Genomic DNA, 22,440 nt, shown 5'->3' with positions numbered 1-22,440 from the left:
GGGGTTGGTAAGGGGGAGGGTAGCGTCTCCTAAAAAGCGCGCCCTCCCCCTTACAGAGAATTTCAAATTTCGCTTAAAATTTAAAAAATCGTTCAATGCAAAATTTAAGTAGAATTTTGCTTTAAATTTCTCTGGATTGCTTCGCTTTCTGCGAAAGCTCGCAATGACAGAGAATTTAGCGTTTTGGTGGTTTTTGCTCGTAGATTACTTCGGCGATAAAATCGCCTCGCAATGACAAATTTGGCAAATTTAAAATTTAAATCACATGCCTTAAAACTATAAACATCACCGCGGCTAAAAGCGATGAGGCAGGAAGTGTGATAATCCACGCTAGCCCTATTGGCTTCATCAAAGACCAGTTTGTGTTGCCATTGACCACGCCGATTCCCAAAATCGCGCCGATTAGCACATGCGTCGATGAAATCGGAAGCCCTAGCACAGAGGCTACCATGACTACGATTGCGCTGGCTAGCTCTGCGCTAAATCCAGAGGCAGGGTGTATCTCGGTCAGATTCGTCCCCACGGTGGCGATTACCTCTTTTCCCACAAACCAAAGCCCCACGATAAGCGCTACGGCAAACATTACCATGATTTGCGGCGGCACAGGGCTATCGCCGTTAATCGAACCACTCGCAAGCGTATCAAGTATCGCAGCAAAGGGCCCTACGGCGTTTGCGATATCGTTCGAGCCGTGCGAAAAGGCAAATCCGCACGCTGTTAAAACCTGCAACCAACTAAACATCAAAAATGTCGATTTATGCAGATCTGACCTGCGCAAAGTCTTGGCGAAAATAAACATCAAAAGCCAAGTTACCACCGTAACCATGCCGATAATTAGGTAATTGTGAATATCGCTTAGCCCTAAATCTAAATTTTGAAGTCCCTTAAAAATCAGCATCGATGAGATTACAAACGCGCCAATCCCTGCTACGGCTGGAATTCCAAATTCTAGCGCTCTATGCGATTTTAAGCCCTCTTTTTTCCTATCCAAATTTACGATTTTTTTATAATAATCGCTATCTAGCTCGCTCGGATCGAAATCAGGGTCTTTCATAGCGTAGATATCGTGATTGACAGCCTCTGCGTAGGCGATTTTTTGGATATCATCAAGCGTTTCAAATGTTTTTTTGTGTAGTTTGCGAAGTGCCTTTTTTTCGCGTTTTATGCGGTCAATGCGAATTTGCGCGTATTTGTTATAATCCAAAATATAGTGCTTAATCAGCCAAAACACCCCATACGAAATGAGCCCCCCAAGAAGTGGCGATAGCACCCATGAGCTGGCGATTTTGCCGATTTTGCCCCATTGCACTAAGCCTAGGGCTGAAATTTCAGGATTATTCATCAAAAACCCAAGCGTTACGCCAGAGCCGACAATTCCGCCTACAATCGCATGTGTGGTCGAAACCGGAAGTCCGTGCTTGCTAGCGAAAAGCAGCCACGCCCCAGCCGCAAAAAGCGCACTCATCATAATATAAATAAAATCGCTCGGGTGTATGTGAGAGCCGCCAAAATCAATAATCCCGCTTCTAATCGACGCCGTAACCTCGCCACCAGCGATGATTGCGCCACTTGCTTCAAACACAGCCGCGATACATAGGGCTTGCGTGATAGTCAGCGTCCCGCTTCCCACGCTTGTGCCAAAGCTATTTGCCACATCGTTTCCGCCGATGTTAAACGCCATAAAAACGCCCAAAAATACGGAGGTTACGAAGATCAGTTTATTAGCATTTCCTATAAATCCAAAACCCCAAATAAAAAAATAAATCAGTGCGCCAAGAGTTATGCCGATTAAAAGGAGGTTGATTTTTTGTGTTTTCAAAATTTATCCCCAAAAATTTAAAAATAACCTTTCAATTCTACCCTTTATCCATTTAAAAAAAACTAAAAAACAGGGGCAAAATTTATATTGACATTTTTTATCTTTTTTCTTAAATTTTTATGAAAAAGCTTATTTAAAACGCGAAGTAAGATTTTATAAATCATAAAATGATAAAATTAAGCCAAATTTTCAAATTTAAGGTAAAAAATGTCAAGACTTCCAAACGATTCGTCATATTTAGGCATTTTTATTATGTTTATTTTGGCGTTTTGCGTGTTTTCACTCACCGTGAAATTAAGCTCGGTCATCAGCAAAAAACTCGCCAATCGCAATGATGAGAGATTGAAAAATGATTTTTACGAAGCAGGCCCAGAAGCCGTAAAACAGCCAAATTCGATAAATTCACACTTTTACATAGTCGCGGTTTTGTTTATACTTTTTGATGTTGAGATTATCTTTATGTTTCCGTGGGCTGTGAATTTCAAACTCTTAGGCGCGTTTGGATTTGCCGAGATGATTTTATTCATCGCATTGCTTGGCGTAGGATTTGTTTATGCGTGGAAAAAAGGAGCGCTTTCATGGCAGAGCACAAAATAGACTACACCAAAGAAAATGGCCTTCCTATCGTGCTTACCACTGCCGATAAGCTGATAAATTGGGGCAGGTCAAATTCGCTGTGGGCTATGACCTATGGGCTAGCGTGTTGCGCGATAGAGATGATGGCCGCAGGCGCTGGCAGGTATGATTTCGACAGGTTTGGGACGATTTTTCGCGCCTCAGCCAAACAAGCCGATGTGATGATAATCGCAGGCACGCTTACGAAAAAACACGCCGAATTCACCCGCAGACTATATGATGCGATGCCTGAGCCAAAATGGGTGATTTCAATGGGTTCTTGCGCCAATACAGGCGGTATGTTTAACACATACGCCACGGTTCAGGGCTGCGATAGAGTGGTGCCTGTGGATATCTATCTGCCGGGCTGTGCGCCCAGACCAGAGACATTGCAGTTTGCGCTGATGATTTTGCAGAAAAAAATCCGCCGCGAAAGAGCAAACAGAACGCAAAAACCAAAAAGGCTGATTTGATGAGAAAATACACACCAAAGGGCGATAAAAGCGCGAAAAACTACTACAACGATAGATTTTTTGTCCCCAAAAAAAGCGAAAAATTTGACCCGAAAAATTCCAAATTTAGCGATGATTTTGAAAATTTATCAAATTTAGCCAAATTTGAAATTTTAAACGCTTATGTCGAATTTGACACCCTTGTAATTTACATACAAAAAGATGAAATTTTGCCAGCACTTAAAGCATGCAAAGAGCTAGGATATGAAATTTTATGCGAGCTAAGCGGGGTTGATTTCATAGCTAAAAGTGGCGGAATCGAGGTCTTTTATCAGTTGCTTGACATACACAGAGCGCGCCGTATGAGAGCCAAATGCTTCGTCCAAACCGGCGAGTATCTGCCAAGCGCGACAGGTATTTTTAAAAGCGCGAACTGGGCGGAGCGTGAATTATACGATATGATGGGGGTATGGATTGCGGGCCACCCAAATTTAGGGCGAATTTTAATGCCAAATGACTGGTTTGGCCACCCGCTTTTAAAATCATATCCGCTCCAAGGCGACGAATTTGCCAAATGGTATGAGGTGGATAAAATTTTCGGGCGCGAAAAGCGAGAATTAATCGGCGAGGAAAACCGCGATTCGGCTATGGTTGATGACAAAGATACCTTTAATTTCTCGCGCATAAATCACGAGACCCCTTACGGCGAGGCTAGACCGAGCAAAGCTAGCGCGCAAGAATACCAAGAATCTGGCGGAGTGCGCTTCATCAAAAAGGCCAAACGCGGCGCACACAAAATCATAACAGAGAGAAAATAATGCAAAAACCGACCAAACTTAGACCATTTTTCGAAAATGCCGAATTTACGCGCGTTGGAGGCAATATGATACTAAATTTCGGCCCCCAACACCCTAGCGCGCATGGTCAGCTAAAATTAGTCTTAGAACTCGACGGCGAGCTAATCGTGCGCGCACGCCCAGAGGTTGGCTTCATGCACCGAGGCGTGGAAAAAATGGCAGAAAATATGATTTATAGCGAGTTCGTGCCAGTAACTGATCGCATGGATTATATCGCAGCAAGCGCGAATAACTACGGATTTTGCGCTACTGTGGAGAAGCTATGTGGTATCGAGGTGCCACGCAGAGCCCAGATTATTCGCACGATTTTATTAGAGCTAAATCGCATTAGCTCTCACCTGCTTTTTTTGGGCACGCACGCCCTAGATATCGGGGCTATGAGCGTGTTTTTATACTGCTTTCGCTCGCGCGAGCATGTATTGGATCTCATAGAAAAATACTGCGGCGCAAGGCTAACGCACAATAGTATAAAAATCGGTGGCGTTTTTGTGGATTTGCCTGAGCTTTGGTGCGAGGAAATGCTTAGCTTTTGCGATGATTTCCCAAATGATATTAAAGAATTTGAAGATTTGCTAGATAATAATAGAATTTGGCTTTTGCGCACCCAAGATGTCGGTGTAATCTCCAAAGAAGACGCCCTAAATTTGGGCTGTTCTGGCGTCATGCTAAGGGCTAGCGGGCATAAATGGGATATCAGAAAAGAGGAGCCTTATCTCATCTACGATGAGTTAGACTTCGATGTGCCTTACGCGAACGCTGGGGATTGCTACGCTAGGTATAAATGCTATATCGCCGAAATGAAGGAAAGTCTAAAAATTTTGCGCCAGTGTGCGGGGCTGTATAAAAGCTCGCCAGCTGGAATTTTAGCCGATAATCCGGAATTCATAAGCCCTAGCAAAGAGCAGATTATGACGCAAAACTACTCGCTAATGCAACATTTTGTCCTAATTACACAAGGGCTAAAACCCCCTGCTGGCGAGATTTATCACGCTACCGAGACCCCAAAGGGCGAGCTTGGATACTACATTTACTCCACAGGGGATTCGCGCCCGTATCGGCTCAAAGTGCGCACGCCTAGCTTTTGGCACTGCGCGCTCTATGAAGAGATACTGCCAGGCCACTACCTAGCCGATGCAGCCGCGATAATCGGTAGTTCAAACATACTTCTTGGCGAGGTGGATCGATGAAACGATACGATTTGCGCCATTTACGGGGAAATTTCCTAAACCGCATGGGGGAAATTTTGAAAAACTCTGCCCCAAACGAGACTATGATTTTTATCTTTGAAATGGGCGAATTCGACCAAATCAAAGCCAGTGCAAACCTCGTGGAAGGGCTAAATTCGACACTTTTAAACTCACTTAGATACAACCAAGCCGACTGGATGATAGTCGCTAGAAAAGGAAAAAAATGAAAATACTAAATTGCGCTTCGTTGCTAAGATTGCAAGCACCAAATTTATGGGAAAAATTTAAAAATGATGAAATTTTAACCCTTTCTGCCCTGCAAGATGAGGGCTATGAAAATTTAATCAAATGCGAAATCGGCGCACAGGGCTATGTTTTGGCGCTTTTGTGTATGAGTTTGCCAAATTTGGACGCCACACAAAAGGCGTTTTTTGAGGATTTAGACGACGCGTTTATGAGCGCAGAGAGCAATGTCGGAGACGAGGAAATCGAGGTTTTGAGCGAATTTTTAAGCGGTTGCGAAATCCTCATTATAGATGACGCTCTTATCGACACTCACAGCGATAGAGCAAATATCCAAACATTTTTATCGCTTTTGCAAGATGAGTATAAATTTAAAATTTTGCGCCTAAATGGCGAGGAATTTTGCCCGCAAAAGCAAAATTTAACCGAGCTAAAAGAGCTAGAAAACTTTGACGGCGCCGTGGTTTTCAAACACAGCCTCGATGATAAATTCGTCGGTGGGGCGTATTTTAGCATGGTCGCAAAGATCAAAGACGGCGATATGTGTGAAATAAGCACGCCAAATTTTAGCGTAAAACGCAAATTTGAGTTAGACGCAAATTTAAAAGGCACGGTCGCAAGACTTGGTTTTGGGGGAGAAAATTTCAGTGGCTATGACTTCGAAATAGCCAAAATAAGCAGGGTTTAATGGCAAAAATTACAATTGACGGGCAAATTTGCGAATTTAGCGAAGGGCAGAGCATTTTAGAAATCGCGCGCGAAAACGGGATTTATATCCCGACTCTATGCTACCTGCATGGCGCATCGCCCACGCTAGCGTGCAGGCTGTGTATGGTCGAAGCCGATGAAAAGGTGGTTTATAGCTGTAACGCCAAGGCAAAAGAGGGCATGAGCGTGATCACAAACTCGCCAAATTTAAGCAAAGAGCGCAACGCCATAATGCAGGTTTATTGCATAAATCACCCGTTAGAATGCGGTGTATGCGATAAAAGTGGCGAGTGCGAATTGCAAAACCTAACCCAGCAAATGCGCGTTAGCACTCAATCCTTCGCCGTGGTTGATAGCGCGAAAAAAGTAGAGGATTGGGGGTTTTTGAGCTACGATCCTAGCCTTTGCATTGTGTGTGAGCGCTGCATAAAAACCGCCAAAGATCGCCTAGGATTTGACGCCTTTAAACTAGTAGCACGCCAGGGCGAGCCACTAAGTCCAAATTTAAAAGATAGCATGCCAAAAGACGCCTACGCCGTGCTAAATAAAATGCAAAAAAGCCTAATCGCGCGCGTTAGCGATGATGATGATTGCGTAAATTACGGCGAGTGCGCGGCCGCATGCCCTACTGGCGCGCTAAGCGTGAGTGCCTTTAAATACAGCTCAAATGCTTGGGAGCTTCGCAAAATACCAGCCTCCAACCCGCACACGAGCGATTGCGAACTGCTTTTTTACGAGGTAAAACGCACTTCAATTTCCGAGCCAAAAGAGAAAATTTACAGAGTTACTAGCGATATAAATTTTGCCCCTCTTCACGCTGGGGCGCGCTTTGGCTGGGATTTTTCAAACGGAAACGCGGTTAAAAATGAAGCCAAATTTAATGAAATTGTAGAAAAAATAAAAACTGGCGAGATAAAAAATATCAAATTTAATAGCTTCATTACAAACGAGGAAGCACGAATTTTAGAGCTTTTGCGCAAAAAATTTGACCTAAATTTGATAAACTTTGAAGCAAAAAGATATCAAAATTTTTTGCGAAATTTTAGCGAATATAGCGGTATGAAATTATACAGCGGGAGCGAACAAGCCGTGCGAAATAGCGATTTTATCGTGTGTGCGGGCAGTTTTTTGCGCTCGGACGCGCCGAATTTGGCTTACGCGCTAAATAACGCCCTAAAAGTGCGAAAATCGCGCGCTCTGTATTTTCACGCCGTGCGCGATAGCGGGCTAGACGCATTTGGCAAAAATCTCATCTCATGCCAGCACAAGGCGGGTTTGGAAGCGCAAATTCTGCTATGGATTTTGCAAAATTTCGGCGCGCAAATGCCAGAGTGGCTGGATAAAAAACTGGGCGCAAATTTTGAAATTTCAGGCGAAAATAAAGTTTCAAATTTCGCAAAAAACCTAAATTTAGACGAAAACACCCTCCGCGAAATTTGCCAAAACGCCCAAAATCCCGCCCTAATCATCGGCGAGGATTTTATCAAACACCCGCGCGCTGGCACCCTTGCGAAACTGCTTGGCATGGTTGAGCGATACACGAATTTTAGCGTCTTAATCATACCGCCTCGCACAAATAGCCTTGGCGTGGCGCTAATCTGCAATCTTGGCGAGAAGGGAGCTGGCGAGATTTTAGGATACAACGAGGACGGCGATTTTAAATTTGGCGTGAGTGAAGCAGATTTACACGCGCCCAGCCTAGTGCAACAAGAGGGCACATTTACTAACTACGACAAGCGCGTAGTGCCGACAAATGCGGCATTGGCATACGGCGGATACGAGCTAAACGATATCGCAAACGCCCTTGGCATTAATGCCCCTTTCGCGATTTCATACACGCCAAATTTGGGCGAGTATTTCGAAAAGATCAAATTTGATGATTTAGAGAATTTTTACGACAACTGCGGGGAAAATCACCGCGGATACGCTCTGCAAAACCGCCAAATTTCGCCAAATGCTGATAAATTTGACATTTTTGTTTCAGATGAGATTTGCGCTAAAAATGGCGAAATTTTAATCTATGAAGCAAACCCACTTCACCAATTTAACGCATTTACCGGCATTAGCGCAGCTCTTGGCGAAAATGGCGCGATATTTATGCACCCAAGCATTGCAAAAGAGCTAAATTTAAGCCAAAACGATATGGTAAAAATCGAGTGCGAGGGCGAAAAAATCGTAATTAAAGTCAAATTTGATGATAAATTTCACGGGATTTATCTAGGATATTTTGACGCAAAAATCTCTACGCAAAATATTTTTGTAAATTCGCGCTACAAAGCCGTAAAAATCGAAAAAATCGGAGGCAATAATGAGTGAGTTTACCCTAAATTTCGCATTTTCCTTTGCCAAATGTCTAATCATCATCGCTCTAATCGCCACAATGGCGGGCTTTGCGACATATATCGAGCGCAAGGTCATTGCCTATATGCAGCGCCGCTTAGGTCCTGCTATCGTTGGACCTGCTGGCGTGCTTCAAGTCGTAGCCGATATGATTAAACTAATCACCAAGGAAGATACGATTCCAACGCATGCAAATAAGTTTCTTTATAAAATTTCGCCGATTATCTCAGCTGCCGCTGCGCTTGTGGCTATTAGCGTGGTGCCACTTTTGCCCGAATTTAGCCTTTTTGGGCACACTATTCGCCCGATTATCGCTGATATAAATGTCGCGCTTTTGTTTTTGCTTGGAGCTAGTGCTGCTGGCGTTTATGGGCTAGTAATCGGAGGTTTGGCAAGCTATAATAAATACGGCCTAATCGGCTCATTTCGCGCGTTTTTACAGCTAATTAGCTTTGAGGTTATTAATGCTTTAAGCCTAATTCCGATTATTATGATTGTAGGCTCACTCTCGCTAATTGATATCGTAAATACCCAAAGTGGCGGGATTGAGAAGTGGTTTGTGTGGAAAGAGCCAGTATGCTTCGCGCTATTTTTAATCGCTTCGTTTGTGGAGTGTAACCGCACGCCACTTTGCCTTACAGAGAACGAAACCGAGCTTTTAGCAGGGGCTAGCACGGCGTATTCTGGGCTAAGGGGCGGTATGTTTTTTATCGGCGAATACGCCAATATGATAACCTACTCTATCGTAATCTCGCTCATATTTTTTGGCGGATACAATAGCTTTTGGTTTATTCCTGGCTGGGTGATGATAGCCTTTAAAGCGGGCTTTTTCTTCTTTTTGTTTTTATGGAGCAGAGCAGCATTTCCGCACCTGCGCCCAGACCAGCTAATGGCGCTTTGTTGGAAGGTTTGCATGCCACTAGCGCTACTTAGCATTTTAATCACTGGCATTGTGATTTTATAGGAAAGATTATGGGAATTTACAAAGAAATCGACAAACGAAAACCACTTTTAAACAACAAAGATAAATTTAGAGAATTTTTAATTCGCACATTTAGGGGCGAGCTTTTTGTGGGGCTTTGGGTCGTGCTTCGCCAAATGCTTACCAGAGGCAATACACACACTCTAATCTATCCGCAAGAAAAATTTGATTTGGGATTAAGGTATCGTGGTGTGCATAGGCTAATGAGATTGCTAGAAAGCGGAAATGAGCGCTGCATAGGCTGTGGGCTATGCGAAAAAATCTGCGTCTCAAACTGTATCGCCATGCAAACCAGCCTTGGAAGCGACGGACGCAAAAAGGTCGAAAACTACTCCATAAATTTAGGCAGGTGCGTGTATTGTGGGCTGTGTGCTGATGTCTGCCCAGAAATCGCAATCGTGCATAGTAGCGAATATGAGCTAGCAAGCGAACAGCGAGCATATTATGGATTTAAAGAGGATTTTTTAAGCAGGGGCGAGGATTTGTGCTTGGTAGAATCAAATAAAGAATTTGAGGGCTATGGAAGCTTAGATGCGGACGCAGGAGCGCGCGTGAAGCGCACGCCTACTGCGTATTTTAGCGATGAAAAGGAGAGCTTATGATAGAGGCTTTTGCGTTTTATTTTTTCGCAATCCTTACCTTGGGACTTTTTAGCGTGAGCGTGTTTTCGCGAAATTTGCTTTATGCTATGAGCGCGCTAGCTGGTGGCATGATATTTTTGAGCGGATTTTTCTTTTTGCTAGGGGCTGAATTTTTAGGCGTAGTGCAAATCATAGTCTATACGGGCGCTGTAATGGTGCTGTATGGATTTTCGCTTATGTTTTTTGACGCTAGCAAAAATGTTAAAGAGAGCGCAAAACATGCCAAAATTTTCTACACCTTAGCCGTTTTTATCGCGCTTTTGCTAGTGCTAATCATCTCAGGTGCGCTCATCGCAAATGATGCGCCAAGCCTAAAAATCCCAAATAGCGACAATATCCAAGCTATCGGAACTCTGCTTTTTACGAAATATTTACTGATTTTCGAGGTGGTCGCCATAATGCTACTTGTGGCGATGATTTGCGCCATCGTGCTAACTCACAAACAAATGGATATTTGCCAAAGCTACGAAGAGAGCGCGATAAAGGAGGAAGCATGAGCCTAAATCACTATTTAATCGTGGCAAGTCTTATGTTTGTTTTGGGGCTTGTGGGGGTTATGAAAAGACAAAATTTAATAATGCTATTTTTCTCAACCGAAATTTTGCTAAATTCGGCAAATTTAGCCCTTGTGGCAATCGCTAAATTTCACCAAAATTTAAATGGCGAAATTTTTGCCCTTTTTATCATCGCAATCGCTGCTAGCGAGATTGCCGTGGGACTAGCGCTTTTGATTTTGTGGTATAAAAAAACAGGCAGTATCGAAATAGATAGTTTTGTAAATTTTAAAATTCCACGCGGAGAAAAAAATGCTTGATACTATGTTTTTTTGGCTATTAATCGCACTTTTTGCCCCGCTAGTTTCGGCGATTTTCGCTGGGATTTTTATCAAATTAAAAGATAAATTATTCGTAGGCGTCATCTGCTCGTGCCTAATAGTGCTTGGCACAATCGCCTCTTTGTGGCTGGTGGAATTTGTCCTGCAAAACGGCGGTATGGACATTGCGCTAGCAAATTTCATAAGTGTGGGCGAACTAAATATAAAATACGGCGTGATGATTGACGCTCTTAGCACGATTATGGCGATTACCGTGGGGATTGTAAGCTCCGTGGTGCATATTTATTCGATTTATTATATGCAAAAAGACCCGGGCTTTGCCAAATTTTTCGCTTACCTTGGGCTTTTTGTCTTTTCAATGCTAGTTTTGGTGCTAAGCGATAATTTTATCGGGCTTTTTATCGGCTGGGAAGGCGTGGGGCTTTGCTCGTGGCTACTAATCGGCTTTTGGCACGATAAGGATAATAACGCCTGGTGCGCGAACGAAGCCTTTATCATGAACCGCGTAGCCGACCTTGCCATGCTACTTGGAATTTTTGCGATTTATCTAAATTTCGGCTCATTTGCCTATGATGATGTCCTAGCAAACGCTAGCAGTGCCGACAGGGGCGCACTTGCGCTCATTGCGGCCTTGCTTTTCATCGGTGCCATGGGCAAAAGCGCGCAGTTTCCATTTCACACATGGCTAGCTGACGCTATGGCAGGACCGACGCCGGTTTCTGCGCTAATTCATGCTGCGACTATGGTTACGGCTGGCGTTTATTTGGTGATTAGGGCAAATTCTATCTTTGCGCTCGCCCCTGATGTGGCGCAAGCTATCACCTATCTTGGGGCATTTGTAGCGATTTTTGCCGCCTCAATGGCGTGCGTGCATAATGATCTTAAAAAAATCATAGCCTACTCTACGCTCTCGCAACTTGGCTATATGTTCGTAGCAGCAGGGCTTGGGGCGTATGCTATCGCGCTTTTTCACCTTGTAACTCACGCGTTTTTTAAATCGCTTCTTTTCCTTGGGGCTGGAAATGTAATGCACGCTATGGCGGGCAAACTAAATATCCAAAAAATGGGCGCGCTGGCTAAATTTATGAAACCTAGCCTTGCGCTTATGAGTATCGGCTCGCTAGCACTTTGCGGATTTTATCCATTTTCTGGATTTTTCTCAAAGGATAAAATTTTAGAAACTGCCTTTGCTAGCGGGGCGCACTTTATCTGGGCGGTTTTGTTTTTTGGCGCGATTTTGACTACATTTTATAGTTTTAGGCTTTTAATGCTTGTCTTTTTTGGCGAGAAAAAATACGACCACCACCCGCACGAGGCGAAGTCTTATGCCCTGCTTGCAATGAGCGTTTTGGCGGTTTTAGCCATAATTTCTGGCTTTTTTGCGGCTGAGTTTTACGGCTTTGTGGGCTATGTCTTGCCAAGCTTTCATAATGAGATTTCGCACAACACTGAAATTTTGCTAATCGCTTTGACGCTAGGTGCTATTAGCGTCGTGGCAATCGCTACAATTTTTGCGTATAAAAACGCAAAATTTAGCCCAAATTTGAAAAATTCTAAAATTTACAAAATTTTAAGCGCGCAGTATTTCATACCGCAATTTTACGACATTTTCATAGTGGGAAGCTATAAAATCATAAGCCAAATTTGTGCCAAAATAGATAGCGCGATCATTGATAGCATTGTAGATCTAATCGCCAAAGCGCTACTAAAAATGGGCTTTGCGCTCCAAGGCGCAAACGACGGGACAAATTTGAGCGTAAATTTGAGATTGATGATTTTTGGCTTTTTTGCGCTTTTGGTTTTAGTATTTTTGATTTAAGGTAGATTATGGAGCATTTTTTAAGTTTAATTATATTTTTCCCAGCCGTCGCTGGGGTGCTTGGGGTTTTTATCGATGAGCGGAGCATAAAAACTTATGCTGTGATGATGAGCCTGATAGAATTTGCGCTTTCGCTCTTTTTGCTGGCTTTTTATGAGGGCGGGACCTCGTTTAGCACCTCGGCAAGTATCATTAGCGCGTATGGGATAAGCTATTTTATCGGCGTAGATGGGATTAGCCTATTTTTGGTGATTTTAAGCACGCTAATGACATTTTTGGCCCTAATTAGCCTAAGCATAAGAGAGAGGGTTAAAAATTTAATCATCTCGGTTTTGTTTTTAGAAATGACGATGATTGGGGTTTTTGTCGCGCTTGATGCGATATTATTTTATATATTTTGGGAGCTCTCTCTTATCCCAATGCTCTATATCATCGGCGCGTGGGGAAGCGGGCGCAGGATTTATGCTGGGGTGAAATTTTTTATCTACACATTTTTTGGCTCTATGTTTTTACTCGTGGGGCTAATCGCAATGGCGTATTTATACTACAAATCCACGGGCGAGTTTAGCTTTAATCTCATCGCGTGGCAGGGGCTAAATTTGCCAATAAATGCGCAAAATTTGCTATTTTTGGCTTTTGGAATTGCTTTTGCGATAAAAACGCCAATGTTTCCATTTCACACTTGGCTACCTTACGCGCACGGACAGGCCCCTACAATCGGCTCTGTTTTGCTAGCGGCTGTCTTGCTAAAAATGGGAACTTACGGCTTCGTGCGATTTTCATTGCCACTTTTCCCTGATGCGTGCATGCATTTCGCCCCTTTAATGTGCGTTTTAGCGATAATTATGGTGATTTATACTAGCTTCATCGCATTTGCGCAAAAAGACATAAAACAAGTCGTCGCTTACAGCTCTATCGCTCACATGGGCGTGATAATACTAGGCATTTTCTCGCTTGGAAGCGAGGGCGTTAGCGGGGCAATATTTTTGATGATTAGCCACGGAATCACCTCTGGCGGGCTTTTTATGCTTGTGGGATTTATCTATGATAGACGCCACACAAAGCTGCTAAGCGAGTTTGGCGGACTTGCCAAAATTATGCCAGTTTATGCCTTTTGCTTTGGCGTGGTTTTATTTAGTGGGATTGGACTTCCGCTTACGATTGGATTTGTGGGCGAGTTTTTAAGCTTGCTTGGCATTTATAAAATCAGCTTTTCGTATGCGCTTTTTGGCGGATTTGGTATAGTTATGGGGGCGATTTATAGCTTAAATTTATACAAAAAAACATTTTTTGGCAAAATTTGCGTCGAACAAAACAGAAGCTTAAAAGATTTGAAATTTAGCGAAATTTCAAGCATTGTTCCGATTTGTGTTTTGTGCATTTTCCTAGGTGTCGCGCCAAATTTTATGCTTAGTCGCATTTCGCAAAGTGTGAGCGAAAATATCGCTCTCATGGCGCACAACGCCCAAAATTTAGCCACCAAAAACTACATAGAAAAAGCAAATTTCAAGGCGGTGATAAATGCAAAATAGTCTTTTAAATTTAGCCGTAATCGTGCCAATGGCGATTTTGTGCGTGTTTGCGCTACTGATTTTAGCACTTTGCCTTTTTGGGCGCAAATTACCCCAAAACTTCTACGCCATAATCACACTTTTAGCCCTTATTTTGGACTTTGGCTTCGTTTTTGGATACAGTGGCGGCGCAAGAGGCTTTTTTGATATTATGCTAGTTGATAATCTAGCAATTCTTGCAACCCTCATAATTTTGGGTTGTAGCGTGTTTTATATCTGGCTAAGCCTTGGGGCTAAAAGCGCGCACGAATACAGCGTGGCGGAGTTTTTCGCCATTTTTCTTTTTATGATTTTAGGGTATGAATTTATGGTATCAAGCGAAAATTTAATGATGATTTTCGTTGGATTAGAGACCTCATCGCTAGCACTTTATACACTCATTGCCATGCACAACCGCGCGCGCTCTGCTGAGGCTGCGCTCAAATACTTCGTAATGGGCGCGCTGGGTTCAGCGTTTTACGCATTTGGCGCGGCGCTATTTTTCCTAATCACAGGCTCGTTTGAAATTTCGCAAATCGCTATGATTGCGCAAAATTCAGGCCTTAGCACGAGCGCGGCTCTGTTTGGCGCAAGCGCATTTATGATAGCTTCTATCGGCTTTAAGCTATCATTTATCCCATTTCACGCATGGATTATGGACGCTTACGAGGGCGCCAGCTCGGCCCTTAGTGGCTTTATGTCCGTCGCGCCCAAAATCGCAGCCTTCATTGTAGCCATTAGACTTTTTGAAGCATTGCAAAACATAGGCGTAGCGTGGCTTAACTCGGTTTTATACGCAATCGCCGTGCTTACAATTAGCGTGGCAAATGTCATGGCACTAGTCCAGCACGATGTCAAACGCATGCTATCTTACAGCGCGATTAGCCACGCTGGATTTGGGCTTTGCGCCATAGTTATCGGCACGACGGAAGCAAATTTAAGCCTTTTTGTTTATTGGGTTTTATACGCAATGGCGAATTTAGGCGCATTTGCCGTGCTTTGGAGCGCAAGAGAAAAAAGGGATTTGCACGGCGTCGGTAGCGAGATTTGGAGCCGTTTCGAGTATCCATACGAGAAATTTAACGGCCTTATCCACACATTTCCACTGCGCGCGATTGCTCTGGCTATTTTTATGCTGAGCCTTGCTGGGATTCCGCCGTTTGGGCTGTTTTGGGGTAAATTATATTTGCTTGGCTCTGCTATTAGGGGCGAATTTTACGGCTTGGCTGTGATAATGGCGGTAAATAGCGCGGTTGCGCTGTATTATTATCTGCGTTTAATCCTGTGTATGTTTTTGTGCGAGGCGGACTTTCGCTCGGCTAAATTTCGCGCCGCACTGCGCCAAAGTAGCGCGCCGATAAATTTCGCCGTGGCTTTGTGCGCGGTTTTGTGCGCTATAATGCCGTTTCTTGTGGATTTTATAAGTAGTAGTATGGGTAAGGTTTTGCTTTAAGATTAAAATTTTGGCTCAAATTTGAGCCAAAATTTAGTGAATTTGTGGGCAAATTTTACTCTGCCACCCTAGTTTCGTTTGGATCCATTTCGATGATTTCCCATGGTAAGCCTTGGCGATTTAGCTCGTCCATAAATGGCTTGGCGTCAAATTCTTCCATATTAAATACGCCTTTTCCGCTCCATTTGCCAGTTGCTATCATCATCGAGCCTATCATCGCAGGCACGCCTGTGGTGTAGCTAACAGCCTGTGCGCCAGTCTCTGCGTAGCACTCTTCGTGGTCGCAGACATTGTAAATATAAACTTTTCGCGCTTTGCCATCTTTAAAGCCCTTGATAACGCAGCCGATATTTGTTTTGCCTTTTGTGCGTGGTCCTAAACTTGCCGGGTCAGGAAGCAAAGTCTTTAAAAACTGAATCGGCACGATTTTCATGCCGTTATGCTCGACTTCGTCAATGCGAAGCATACCGACATTTTCTAGGCAACGCATGTGCGTTAGATAGCTTTGCCCAAAGGTCATAAAAAAGCGAATTCGCTTTAAGCCCTTGATATTTTTAACCAAACTTTCCATTTCTTCGTGATAAAGCAAATAGCTATCTTTCACGCCGACACGCGGGTAGTCCCATTTCATCATTATTTCAAGCGGTTTTGTGGTGATCCACGAGCCATTTTCCCAGTATCTGCCATTAGCTGAAACTTCACGCAAATTAATTTCTGGGTTAAAATTTGTCGCAAACGCGTATCCGTGGTCGCCTGCGTTGCAATCAAGTATATCAATCTCATTTATTTCATCAAATAAATTTTGCTGCGCGTAGGCGCAAAATACATTTGTAACGCCCGGATCAAATCCGCTTCCTAGAAGTGCGGGAATTCCTGCGTTTTTAAAATCATCATTTTTCGCCCATTGAAGTTTGTATTCAAAGTGCGCTGTGTCTGGGTGCTCGTAGTTTGCGGTATCGATGTATGGGATTCCCGCTTTCAAACAAGCGTCCATTAGTGTGAGATCTTGATACGGCAAAGCCACATTTAAAAGCAAATCTGCTCCGATTTCTTTGGCAAATTTTGCCACGGCTTCGGTATCGTCGGCGTCGATTTTGGCTGTATCGATTTCTACGCCAAGTCGTTCTTTGATAAATTTAGCGATTTCATCGCATTTGCTTTTGGTTCTACTAGCAAGAGTTATTTTGGTAAAAACTTGCGAGTTCATCGCGCATTTCACGGTTGCCACACGGCTTACTCCACCTGCTCCGATAATCAAAATATGGCTCATTTTTCTTCCTTTAAACAAAATTTGCAAATTTTATCAAAAACGCACTTAAAAGCTAAATTTTAAACAAAAATTCCGCTATCAAATACGCCATATAGACCATTATCACACCCACCACGCTATCTATGATCCGCCATGCTTTTTCGTTCGCAAACAGCCCAGCAAGCGCCCTAGCAGCGTATCCTAAGCTAAAAAACCACGCAAATGATACCAAAACCGCCCCGCAAAAAAACCAAATTTTTAGCTCGCTTGGCACGGGTGCTGATGTCGAGCCGATAACGACGATAGTATCCAAATAAACATGCGGATTTAGCACGGTTACGGCTAGGGTTTTTAAAACCACCGGAAGCAGTGAGGCGTTTTTAGCGTTTTTAATTTTGGCGAAGTGCGAGCCCTTGTATGCGCTACGAAATGAGGCCAGCGCGTAAGCAAGCAAAAACAAAATTCCACTCACACCCAAAATCAGCGTCAAAAGCTCGTTTTTAGCGAAACTCTCGCCCACGACAAAGACGCCAAAGCCCGTAAAAACGATATCAAGCAGGGTGCAAAGCGCGCAAACGACGAAAATATAGCTTTTGGCTAGGCCTTGCGAGATGACAAAGATATTTTGTGCGCCAATCGCCACAATCATCGATAGCATGAGCCCAGCCCCGCGCAAAAATGCGCTGGTGATGGCTGGGTCTATCATTTGCGTTTGCCGTGTTTTTTAGAATTTGCGCTAGGCTCTTCGGGTTCGTTTTCAAAGCCCATTTTAGCGCGCAAAATTTTATTTATTTCATAGATTGAGGTTTCGTAGATATCGGGCATCGTAGCCTCTTTATCAGTATAGAAATGCAAGAAATTATAAGTATCGTCCAAATTCAGAGCGCACTTGAATTCGAAATTTAAAAGTTTAACCTGCTTTTTGCCAGCGGTGAAAGTTTTGACATTGATATTTTTAATATCGGCGAATTTAAACTCCTGTTCGCGCTCATTTATAACGATTTTTAGAGCATCATCGGTGATTTCGATATGTTTTTTACTAAACATTTTTTTCAGACAAAACAGCGCACTCACAGCACAAGTCGCCGACATAAAAAGCGCGATCCCGCCATATCCGATATGATACAAATATCCGCCACAAACTGCCAAAATAATGGCAGCGACTAAGGTTGCTCTAACTGGTTTTTTATTTTCGTTTATTATCATTTTTACCTACTTAAAATTTGTTTTATATGTTCGTAAATTTTATAATTAAATGCGTCGATTGCGCGAGATTTTGACAAATTTGAGCTACTATTTTGATAGGTCAAATTCGTAGTGTAATCCTGCCAAGCTTTGCCCTCTTTCACGCTGATTAGCAAGCCAACCTGCGCGTCATAGAGCCTTTCAGGGACATCGTCATACCATGGATCATAAAACATCGGAAATCCCATACCTACGCCCCAGTGGCTGTGTCTATGACCTCTGCCACCACCAAAACCAAAGCCAAAACTAAACCTAGGTCTTGCATAATAATCCCCACCAACGCTTAGCAAGCGAAAATAATTTATATTTCCACCCACCTTAATCGTGGCGTCTTTTTCGTTTTTTACTACCACAAATCCGTCTTTTACCAGATACTCGCTCACAGCCGAGGTTAGATTTAAATCACTCGTGCTGGTGTTTGTAAAACTCACGCTGATGAATTTTTTCTCTGGCATTTTGGTGATAAAAATCGGCTCGCTCGTGCGCACGATCCCGCTATTTACCGGCGCTTTTGCGCAACCTGTAAAAAACGCAAAAATACAAATCGTAAAAACGCTTAAAATTTTAATTTTCATCAAATTTCTCCGAAAAAATTTCAGAGATTGTAGCAAATTTAGGATTAAGAATTTATAGAATTAAGAAATTTTGGGAGATTTCTCTCCCAAAATTTTATAAATTTGTGCCCCGAGTAAGCACGCGTTTGCGATAAACTTCCGAAACTTTCGTGCTATCGCCGACTAAAAGCGCATTTGTGCAACAAATCGCCGCGCACATTGGCACCTTGCCCTCAGCTATGCGGTTTTGGCCGTATTTGTGAAGCTCGGCACTAGAAAATGTCTCCTCAGGACCTCCTGCACACATTGTGCATTTATCCATTGCGCCTTTTATGCCAAAAGCTCCGTCTCGTGGGAACTGCGGCGCACCAAACGGACACGCATACAAGCAGTATCCGCAGCCGATACATTTATCTTTATCATGCAAGACAATCCCGTCAGCCCTGATGTAAAAGCACTGCACCGGACAAACCTGCGCACATGGCGCGTCTGTGCAGTGCTGACATGCGATCGAGCTAGCCACCTCTTTGCCAGGAACACCCTCATTTAGGATTAAAACCTTGCGTCTATTAATACCCACAGGGACTTCGTGCGCATTAGAGCAGGCCACTTGACAGCCGTAGCATGCGATACATCTTTGAACATCTACATAAAATTTCATTCTTCCCATTATCTACTCCTTACGCTTTTTCCAAACGGCAAAGTCCGGCGTTAAATTCCGAAATTTGCGTATTTATATCAAAGCCGTAATTCGTGATAGTGTTCGAACTCTCACCGATGACATAAGGTTTCGCCCCCTCTGGATAGCGCGAGCTTAGATCCACGCCCTGCATAATTCCAGCGAAGTTATACGGCAACACTATGCGATCTGGCGTAACAGAGTGCGAATATATACATTTGACCTTGATTTTCGTGCCTTGTGGCGAGTGTATCCACATCATCGCCCCGTCAGCTATACCATAATCTGCCGCTAGTTTTGGATTGACATGAGCAAACATCTCTGGCGTGATTGCTGCAAGGTATTTGCTAGTGCGCTCTAACATACCAGCACCGCTTAAATTTACAAGTCTCATTGAGCTCATAATCGTAGGGAAATCCTTGCTCCAATCCTGCTTTTTCTGCTCGCTGATAAATTTAACCTCGACACGGAAATTTTTAGCCTGATCGTCAAATGTAGGGTATTTTTCTACCAAATCCCAGCGCGGAGAGTGCAACGGCTCTCTGTGTTTAGGGATAGGATCGGCAAACTCCCAAACTTTCGCCCTAGCCCTTGCGTTTCCACAAGGACAAATTCCAAATTCGCGCGCTTTTTGGTTGATGATTCCGCTATAATCATCACTCCAACTAGGCCCCATTTTCGCCTTTTCTTCCTCGCTAAGCGTGATTCCTAACATTTCTTCGATATTATCTTTTAGCAAATGTGCATGTCCGCCAGAAATCTTCGCTCCTGGCAGAGTTATGCCCTCGCCTGCTAGCTGCGAAACGCCGTCGTGCTCTAAGCCAAAGCGATTTCTAAATCCCATACCGCCCTTTTCATAAGGTTTGCTTAAATCATACAAAATAGGCGTGCCTGGGTGCTTAATATCCCAGCAAGGCCACGGAAGTCCGAAGTATTCGCCCTCGACTTCGCCACCAATTCCCATTAGCGTATCAGGATCGAAAAATTCCCAGTTTCTTTGGTGTCGTCTTAATCTCTCTGCGGTTCTACCTTGTGCGCCGATACTATGACCGCACCTTGCGATCTCGTTTGTAGCGTCATCTGGCCAGATGAAAGGCTCATTATCGGCTTTTACCTGCTTGATTTCGCCATTTACGACTTCCATTTTCATACCGCGAGTGTATTCATCATAAAAGCCAAATTTTTTGGCGAACATAAACATTACCTCGTGGTCTTCCTTGCTCTCATAGATTGGTTTGATGACCTGAGTGCGCCACTGACCAGTTCTGTTTGTAGCCTGCAAATGCCCCTCTGTCTCAAACTGCGTGCAAGTAGGAAGGACATAAATGCCGTCCTTTCTATCGCTTAAAATCGCAACTTCGTTTAAGAAAGGCTCGGCTACGACGAGCATATCTAGCTTATCAACAGCTTGTTGAATTTTAGTCAAATGCGCCATAGAGGTGATTCCTGTGCCTTGAACCCAAAGCACGCGTAAATTTCCGCTCGAATATGTCTTTTCCTCTTTTAACACGCCTTGCCACCATTTAGAGAGCGAATAGCCTTTTTCATTGCGCCAAGTTATCTCTTTCTCGGCGTTTGGATCGACATGGAAATACTCATCAAAATTTGTTCCAGCAACTTTTCCGCCTTGTTTTGGCTCTTTAATGGTCGTAGCGAAGCGTTTGACAAATGTATCAAAATCCACGCCCCAGCCCTTGCAGTAGTGTTTCCACGCCGCGTCGCCTAGTCCATAATACATTGGCAGTGTATCAGCCAAATCGCCCATATCGGTTGAACCTTGAACATTATCATGACCACGAATAATATTCGTTCCACCGCCCGGTTTGCCCATATTTCCTAAAACTAATTGCAAAATCGAAAGAATTCTAGTATTCGAGCTACCCACAGAGTGCTGAGTGATACCAAGAGCCCAAATCAGCGTAGCTGGCTTGGTCGTAGCAAACATTTTTGTAAATTCGAGCAACTCTTCGATCTTACAGCCTGTAACATTTGCTGTCTCTTCTGGCGTCCATTTTTCAGCCTCCGCGCGAATTTCATCAATTGCATAAGATTGATTTGCGATGACATCTTTATCTTCCCAGCCGTTTTTGAAAATCAGATGAAGCATACCATAAATAAAAGCTATGTCCGTTCCTGGGCGGATTCTGATATACATATCAGCCTTGGCCGCAGTTCTAGTAAATGCAGGATCTACGACGACGATTTTCGCGCCGTTTCTATCTTTGGCTTGCAGAGCGTGTTTCATGCCACCAACTGGGTTTGCCACGGCTGAATTTGCACCGATGAAAAGTATCATTTTTGAGTTTGCTGCCATATCACCGAAGTGATTTGTCATAGCGCCATAACCCCATGTATTCGCCACACCGGCGACTGTTGCGCTATGTCAAATTCTAGCAACATGGTCTATATTATTAGAACCCCAAAATGCTGCAAATTTTCTAAAATAAAATGCCTGTTCGTTGCAAAATTTAGCTGAACCTAGAAATTCTACGCTATCTGGACCATCTTCTTTTCGCACTTCTAGCATTTTTGCTGAAATTTCATTAACTGCTTGCTCCCAGCTTATGCGCTCCCATTTGCCACCAACTTTTTTAAGTGGGTATTTTAAACGCATTTTTGACTTGGTTAAATCGATTTGATCGATTCCCTTACAGCAATGGCTTCCTTGCGAAATCGGGTGATCTACCGCCATGTCTTGGCGAATCCAAGTGTTTGTGCTCTCATCGACCTGTGCGATAATACCGCACCCTGCCGAACAAATCGAGCAAACCGTCTTTTTATAAACCGAATTTGGAAAAGGGTTTTTAATCTCTTGCTCTGTCGCCTCGCGAAGTGTGTCGTTAGCTCCAAACGCACTTACGCTAGCACCGCCCAAAGCAGCGAGTTTTAAAAACGACCTTCTGCCGATCGTATTTTCACTCATAATCTACTCCTAATACGCTACTTTGTAGTATTTTTGCCACGCTTCACTTTCAGAGTAAAGCACCTCTTTTTTTGGTGATTTTCCGCGAACTGTGTTTGGTTGGGGAGTGTCTTTATCACCGTTTGCACTAGCCACGCTAGCAGCTATACCTACGGCACCGACGGCGCCGACTTTTAGAGATTTTTTGAGAAAATCTCTGCGTTTGCTTTGCATAATCTCTCCTTTAAAAGGAAATTTTATTTTAATCTTTGTCGTAACGCCTGCTACATATCTTAAAATAGCTGATATT

General features: G+C 43.6%; 22 protein-coding genes. 14 read left to right on the top strand and 8 right to left on the bottom strand.

All coding sequences use genetic code 11. The annotated features are described in order from the left end of the window. Positions 1-256: 256 nt before the first annotated feature. Positions 257-1,819 (bottom strand): inorganic phosphate transporter, encoded by a 1,563-nt coding sequence (locus tag OFO07_RS05215; protein ID WP_270865850.1) that lies wholly within the window; start codon positions 1,817-1,819, stop codon positions 257-259. A 207-nt stretch (positions 1,820-2,026) separates the two neighbouring features. Here OFO07_RS05215 and OFO07_RS05210 point away from each other — a divergent pair, with 207 nt between their 5' ends. The 14 genes from OFO07_RS05210 to nuoN are packed head-to-tail and all read left to right on the top strand — an operon-like array spanning position 2,027 to position 15,501. Then, positions 2,027-2,416 carry an NAD(P)H-quinone oxidoreductase subunit 3 gene (locus tag OFO07_RS05210; protein WP_270871186.1) on the top strand — a complete coding sequence of 130 codons (390 nt, stop codon included), beginning with the start codon at positions 2,027-2,029 and terminating at the stop codon, positions 2,414-2,416. Continuing rightward, positions 2,398-2,907, top strand: a complete 510-nt coding sequence (locus OFO07_RS05205) for a NuoB/complex I 20 kDa subunit family protein (RefSeq protein WP_270865849.1) — start codon at positions 2,398-2,400, stop codon at positions 2,905-2,907. The genes OFO07_RS05210 and OFO07_RS05205 overlap by 19 nt, the downstream gene beginning before the upstream one ends. Next, entirely contained in the window at positions 2,907-3,704 is a 798-nt protein-coding gene (locus tag OFO07_RS05200) for an NADH-quinone oxidoreductase subunit C (protein ID WP_270865848.1), read from the top strand. The genes OFO07_RS05205 and OFO07_RS05200 overlap by 1 nt, the downstream gene beginning before the upstream one ends. Next, on the top strand, positions 3,704-4,930 hold the full coding sequence (gene nuoD, locus OFO07_RS05195) for an NADH dehydrogenase (quinone) subunit D (protein ID WP_270871185.1): 1,227 nt from the start codon (positions 3,704-3,706) through the stop codon (positions 4,928-4,930). Before OFO07_RS05200 ends, nuoD begins: the two co-directional genes overlap by 1 nt. Then, the gene (locus OFO07_RS05190) at positions 4,927-5,157 is read left to right on the top strand and encodes an NADH-ubiquinone oxidoreductase subunit E family protein (protein WP_270858441.1); all 231 of its coding nucleotides are present in this window, start codon (positions 4,927-4,929) and stop codon (positions 5,155-5,157) included. The genes nuoD and OFO07_RS05190 overlap by 4 nt, the downstream gene beginning before the upstream one ends. Beyond that, positions 5,154-5,861, top strand: coding sequence for a hypothetical protein (locus OFO07_RS05185; RefSeq protein WP_270862940.1), 708 nt, complete (start codon positions 5,154-5,156; stop codon positions 5,859-5,861). Before OFO07_RS05190 ends, OFO07_RS05185 begins: the two co-directional genes overlap by 4 nt. Further along, complete coding sequence (locus tag OFO07_RS05180; RefSeq protein WP_270871184.1) at positions 5,861-8,197, top strand: NADH-quinone oxidoreductase subunit G; 2,337 nt, start codon at positions 5,861-5,863, stop codon at positions 8,195-8,197. Before OFO07_RS05185 ends, OFO07_RS05180 begins: the two co-directional genes overlap by 1 nt. Beyond that, positions 8,190-9,185 (top strand): NADH-quinone oxidoreductase subunit NuoH, encoded by a 996-nt coding sequence (gene nuoH / locus OFO07_RS05175; protein ID WP_270871183.1) that lies wholly within the window; start codon positions 8,190-8,192, stop codon positions 9,183-9,185. Before OFO07_RS05180 ends, nuoH begins: the two co-directional genes overlap by 8 nt. An 8-nt stretch (positions 9,186-9,193) precedes the next feature. Then, on the top strand, positions 9,194-9,805 hold the full coding sequence (gene nuoI, locus OFO07_RS05170; RefSeq protein WP_270871182.1) for an NADH-quinone oxidoreductase subunit NuoI: 612 nt from the start codon (positions 9,194-9,196) through the stop codon (positions 9,803-9,805). Further along, positions 9,802-10,341, top strand: coding sequence for an NADH-quinone oxidoreductase subunit J (locus tag OFO07_RS05165; protein WP_270862936.1), 540 nt, complete (start codon positions 9,802-9,804; stop codon positions 10,339-10,341). The genes nuoI and OFO07_RS05165 overlap by 4 nt, the downstream gene beginning before the upstream one ends. After that, positions 10,338-10,658, top strand: a complete 321-nt coding sequence (nuoK, locus tag OFO07_RS05160) for an NADH-quinone oxidoreductase subunit NuoK (protein WP_270858447.1) — start codon at positions 10,338-10,340, stop codon at positions 10,656-10,658. The genes OFO07_RS05165 and nuoK overlap by 4 nt, the downstream gene beginning before the upstream one ends. Positions 10,659-10,662: 4 nt before the next feature. Then, the gene (nuoL, locus tag OFO07_RS05155; RefSeq protein WP_270871181.1) at positions 10,663-12,498 is read left to right on the top strand and encodes an NADH-quinone oxidoreductase subunit L; all 1,836 of its coding nucleotides are present in this window, start codon (positions 10,663-10,665) and stop codon (positions 12,496-12,498) included. Positions 12,499-12,506: 8 nt separating this feature from the next. Beyond that, on the top strand, positions 12,507-14,030 hold the full coding sequence (locus tag OFO07_RS05150; protein WP_270871180.1) for an NADH-quinone oxidoreductase subunit M: 1,524 nt from the start codon (positions 12,507-12,509) through the stop codon (positions 14,028-14,030). After that, complete coding sequence (nuoN, locus tag OFO07_RS05145; RefSeq protein WP_270871179.1) at positions 14,020-15,501, top strand: NADH-quinone oxidoreductase subunit NuoN; 1,482 nt, start codon at positions 14,020-14,022, stop codon at positions 15,499-15,501. Before OFO07_RS05150 ends, nuoN begins: the two co-directional genes overlap by 11 nt. Positions 15,502-15,556: 55 nt before the next feature. Here the strand turns inward: nuoN and OFO07_RS05140 are convergent, their stop codons facing one another. The 7 genes from OFO07_RS05140 to OFO07_RS05110 all read right to left on the bottom strand — a co-directional run bounded on the left by OFO07_RS05140 (position 15,557) and on the right by OFO07_RS05110 (position 22,364). Then, positions 15,557-16,771 (bottom strand): saccharopine dehydrogenase family protein, encoded by a 1,215-nt coding sequence (locus tag OFO07_RS05140; RefSeq protein WP_270871178.1) that lies wholly within the window; start codon positions 16,769-16,771, stop codon positions 15,557-15,559. 52 nt (positions 16,772-16,823) lie between these two features. Further along, positions 16,824-17,456, bottom strand: a complete 633-nt coding sequence (locus tag OFO07_RS05135; protein ID WP_270871177.1) for a LysE/ArgO family amino acid transporter — start codon at positions 17,454-17,456, stop codon at positions 16,824-16,826. Further along, complete coding sequence (locus OFO07_RS05130) at positions 17,453-17,956, bottom strand: hypothetical protein (protein ID WP_270871176.1); 504 nt, start codon at positions 17,954-17,956, stop codon at positions 17,453-17,455. The genes OFO07_RS05135 and OFO07_RS05130 overlap by 4 nt, the downstream gene beginning before the upstream one ends. 2 nt (positions 17,957-17,958) lie before the next feature. Beyond that, positions 17,959-18,570: a hypothetical protein gene (locus OFO07_RS05125; protein ID WP_270871175.1), complete on the bottom strand. Its 612-nt coding sequence runs from the start codon at positions 18,568-18,570 to the stop codon at positions 17,959-17,961. A 94-nt stretch (positions 18,571-18,664) separates the two neighbouring features. Beyond that, on the bottom strand, positions 18,665-19,219 hold the full coding sequence (gene fdh3B / locus OFO07_RS05120; RefSeq protein ID WP_270862929.1) for a formate dehydrogenase FDH3 subunit beta: 555 nt from the start codon (positions 19,217-19,219) through the stop codon (positions 18,665-18,667). A 10-nt stretch (positions 19,220-19,229) separates the two neighbouring features. Continuing rightward, positions 19,230-22,151: a formate dehydrogenase subunit alpha gene (locus tag OFO07_RS05115; protein WP_270871174.1), complete on the bottom strand. Its 2,922-nt coding sequence runs from the start codon at positions 22,149-22,151 to the stop codon at positions 19,230-19,232. Between the two features lie 9 nt (positions 22,152-22,160). Beyond that, the gene (locus OFO07_RS05110) at positions 22,161-22,364 is read right to left on the bottom strand and encodes a twin-arginine translocation signal domain-containing protein (protein WP_270871173.1); all 204 of its coding nucleotides are present in this window, start codon (positions 22,362-22,364) and stop codon (positions 22,161-22,163) included. Positions 22,365-22,440: the final 76 nt, after the last annotated feature.

It is taken from the genome of Campylobacter sp. JMF_06 NA1 (assembly GCF_027737785.1).
In the GTDB taxonomy this organism is placed as follows: domain Bacteria; phylum Campylobacterota; class Campylobacteria; order Campylobacterales; family Campylobacteraceae; genus Campylobacter_B.
Note: the sequence above shows the minus strand (reverse complement) of the source record. Positions and strands in the feature narration are given on the sequence as shown.

Coding starts and splice junctions, on each gene's coding strand:
- OFO07_RS05210 (WP_270871186.1), top strand. CDS start 2,027: ATGTCAAGACTTCCAAACGATTCGTCATATTTAGGCATTTTTATTATG.
- OFO07_RS05205 (WP_270865849.1), top strand. CDS start 2,398: ATGGCAGAGCACAAAATAGACTACACCAAAGAAAATGGCCTTCCTATC.
- OFO07_RS05200 (WP_270865848.1), top strand. CDS start 2,907: ATGAGAAAATACACACCAAAGGGCGATAAAAGCGCGAAAAACTACTAC.
- nuoD (WP_270871185.1), top strand. CDS start 3,704: ATGCAAAAACCGACCAAACTTAGACCATTTTTCGAAAATGCCGAATTT.
- OFO07_RS05190 (WP_270858441.1), top strand. CDS start 4,927: ATGAAACGATACGATTTGCGCCATTTACGGGGAAATTTCCTAAACCGC.
- OFO07_RS05185 (WP_270862940.1), top strand. CDS start 5,154: ATGAAAATACTAAATTGCGCTTCGTTGCTAAGATTGCAAGCACCAAAT.
- OFO07_RS05180 (WP_270871184.1), top strand. CDS start 5,861: ATGGCAAAAATTACAATTGACGGGCAAATTTGCGAATTTAGCGAAGGG.
- nuoH (WP_270871183.1), top strand. CDS start 8,190: ATGAGTGAGTTTACCCTAAATTTCGCATTTTCCTTTGCCAAATGTCTA.
- nuoI (WP_270871182.1), top strand. CDS start 9,194: ATGGGAATTTACAAAGAAATCGACAAACGAAAACCACTTTTAAACAAC.
- OFO07_RS05165 (WP_270862936.1), top strand. CDS start 9,802: ATGATAGAGGCTTTTGCGTTTTATTTTTTCGCAATCCTTACCTTGGGA.
- nuoK (WP_270858447.1), top strand. CDS start 10,338: ATGAGCCTAAATCACTATTTAATCGTGGCAAGTCTTATGTTTGTTTTG.
- nuoL (WP_270871181.1), top strand. CDS start 10,663: ATGTTTTTTTGGCTATTAATCGCACTTTTTGCCCCGCTAGTTTCGGCG.
- OFO07_RS05150 (WP_270871180.1), top strand. CDS start 12,507: ATGGAGCATTTTTTAAGTTTAATTATATTTTTCCCAGCCGTCGCTGGG.
- nuoN (WP_270871179.1), top strand. CDS start 14,020: ATGCAAAATAGTCTTTTAAATTTAGCCGTAATCGTGCCAATGGCGATT.
- OFO07_RS05140 (WP_270871178.1), bottom strand. CDS start 16,771: ATGAGCCATATTTTGATTATCGGAGCAGGTGGAGTAAGCCGTGTGGCA.
- OFO07_RS05135 (WP_270871177.1), bottom strand. CDS start 17,456: ATGATAGACCCAGCCATCACCAGCGCATTTTTGCGCGGGGCTGGGCTC.
- OFO07_RS05130 (WP_270871176.1), bottom strand. CDS start 17,956: ATGATAATAAACGAAAATAAAAAACCAGTTAGAGCAACCTTAGTCGCT.
- OFO07_RS05125 (WP_270871175.1), bottom strand. CDS start 18,570: ATGAAAATTAAAATTTTAAGCGTTTTTACGATTTGTATTTTTGCGTTT.
- fdh3B (WP_270862929.1), bottom strand. CDS start 19,219: ATGGGAAGAATGAAATTTTATGTAGATGTTCAAAGATGTATCGCATGC.
- OFO07_RS05110 (WP_270871173.1), bottom strand. CDS start 22,364: ATGCAAAGCAAACGCAGAGATTTTCTCAAAAAATCTCTAAAAGTCGGC.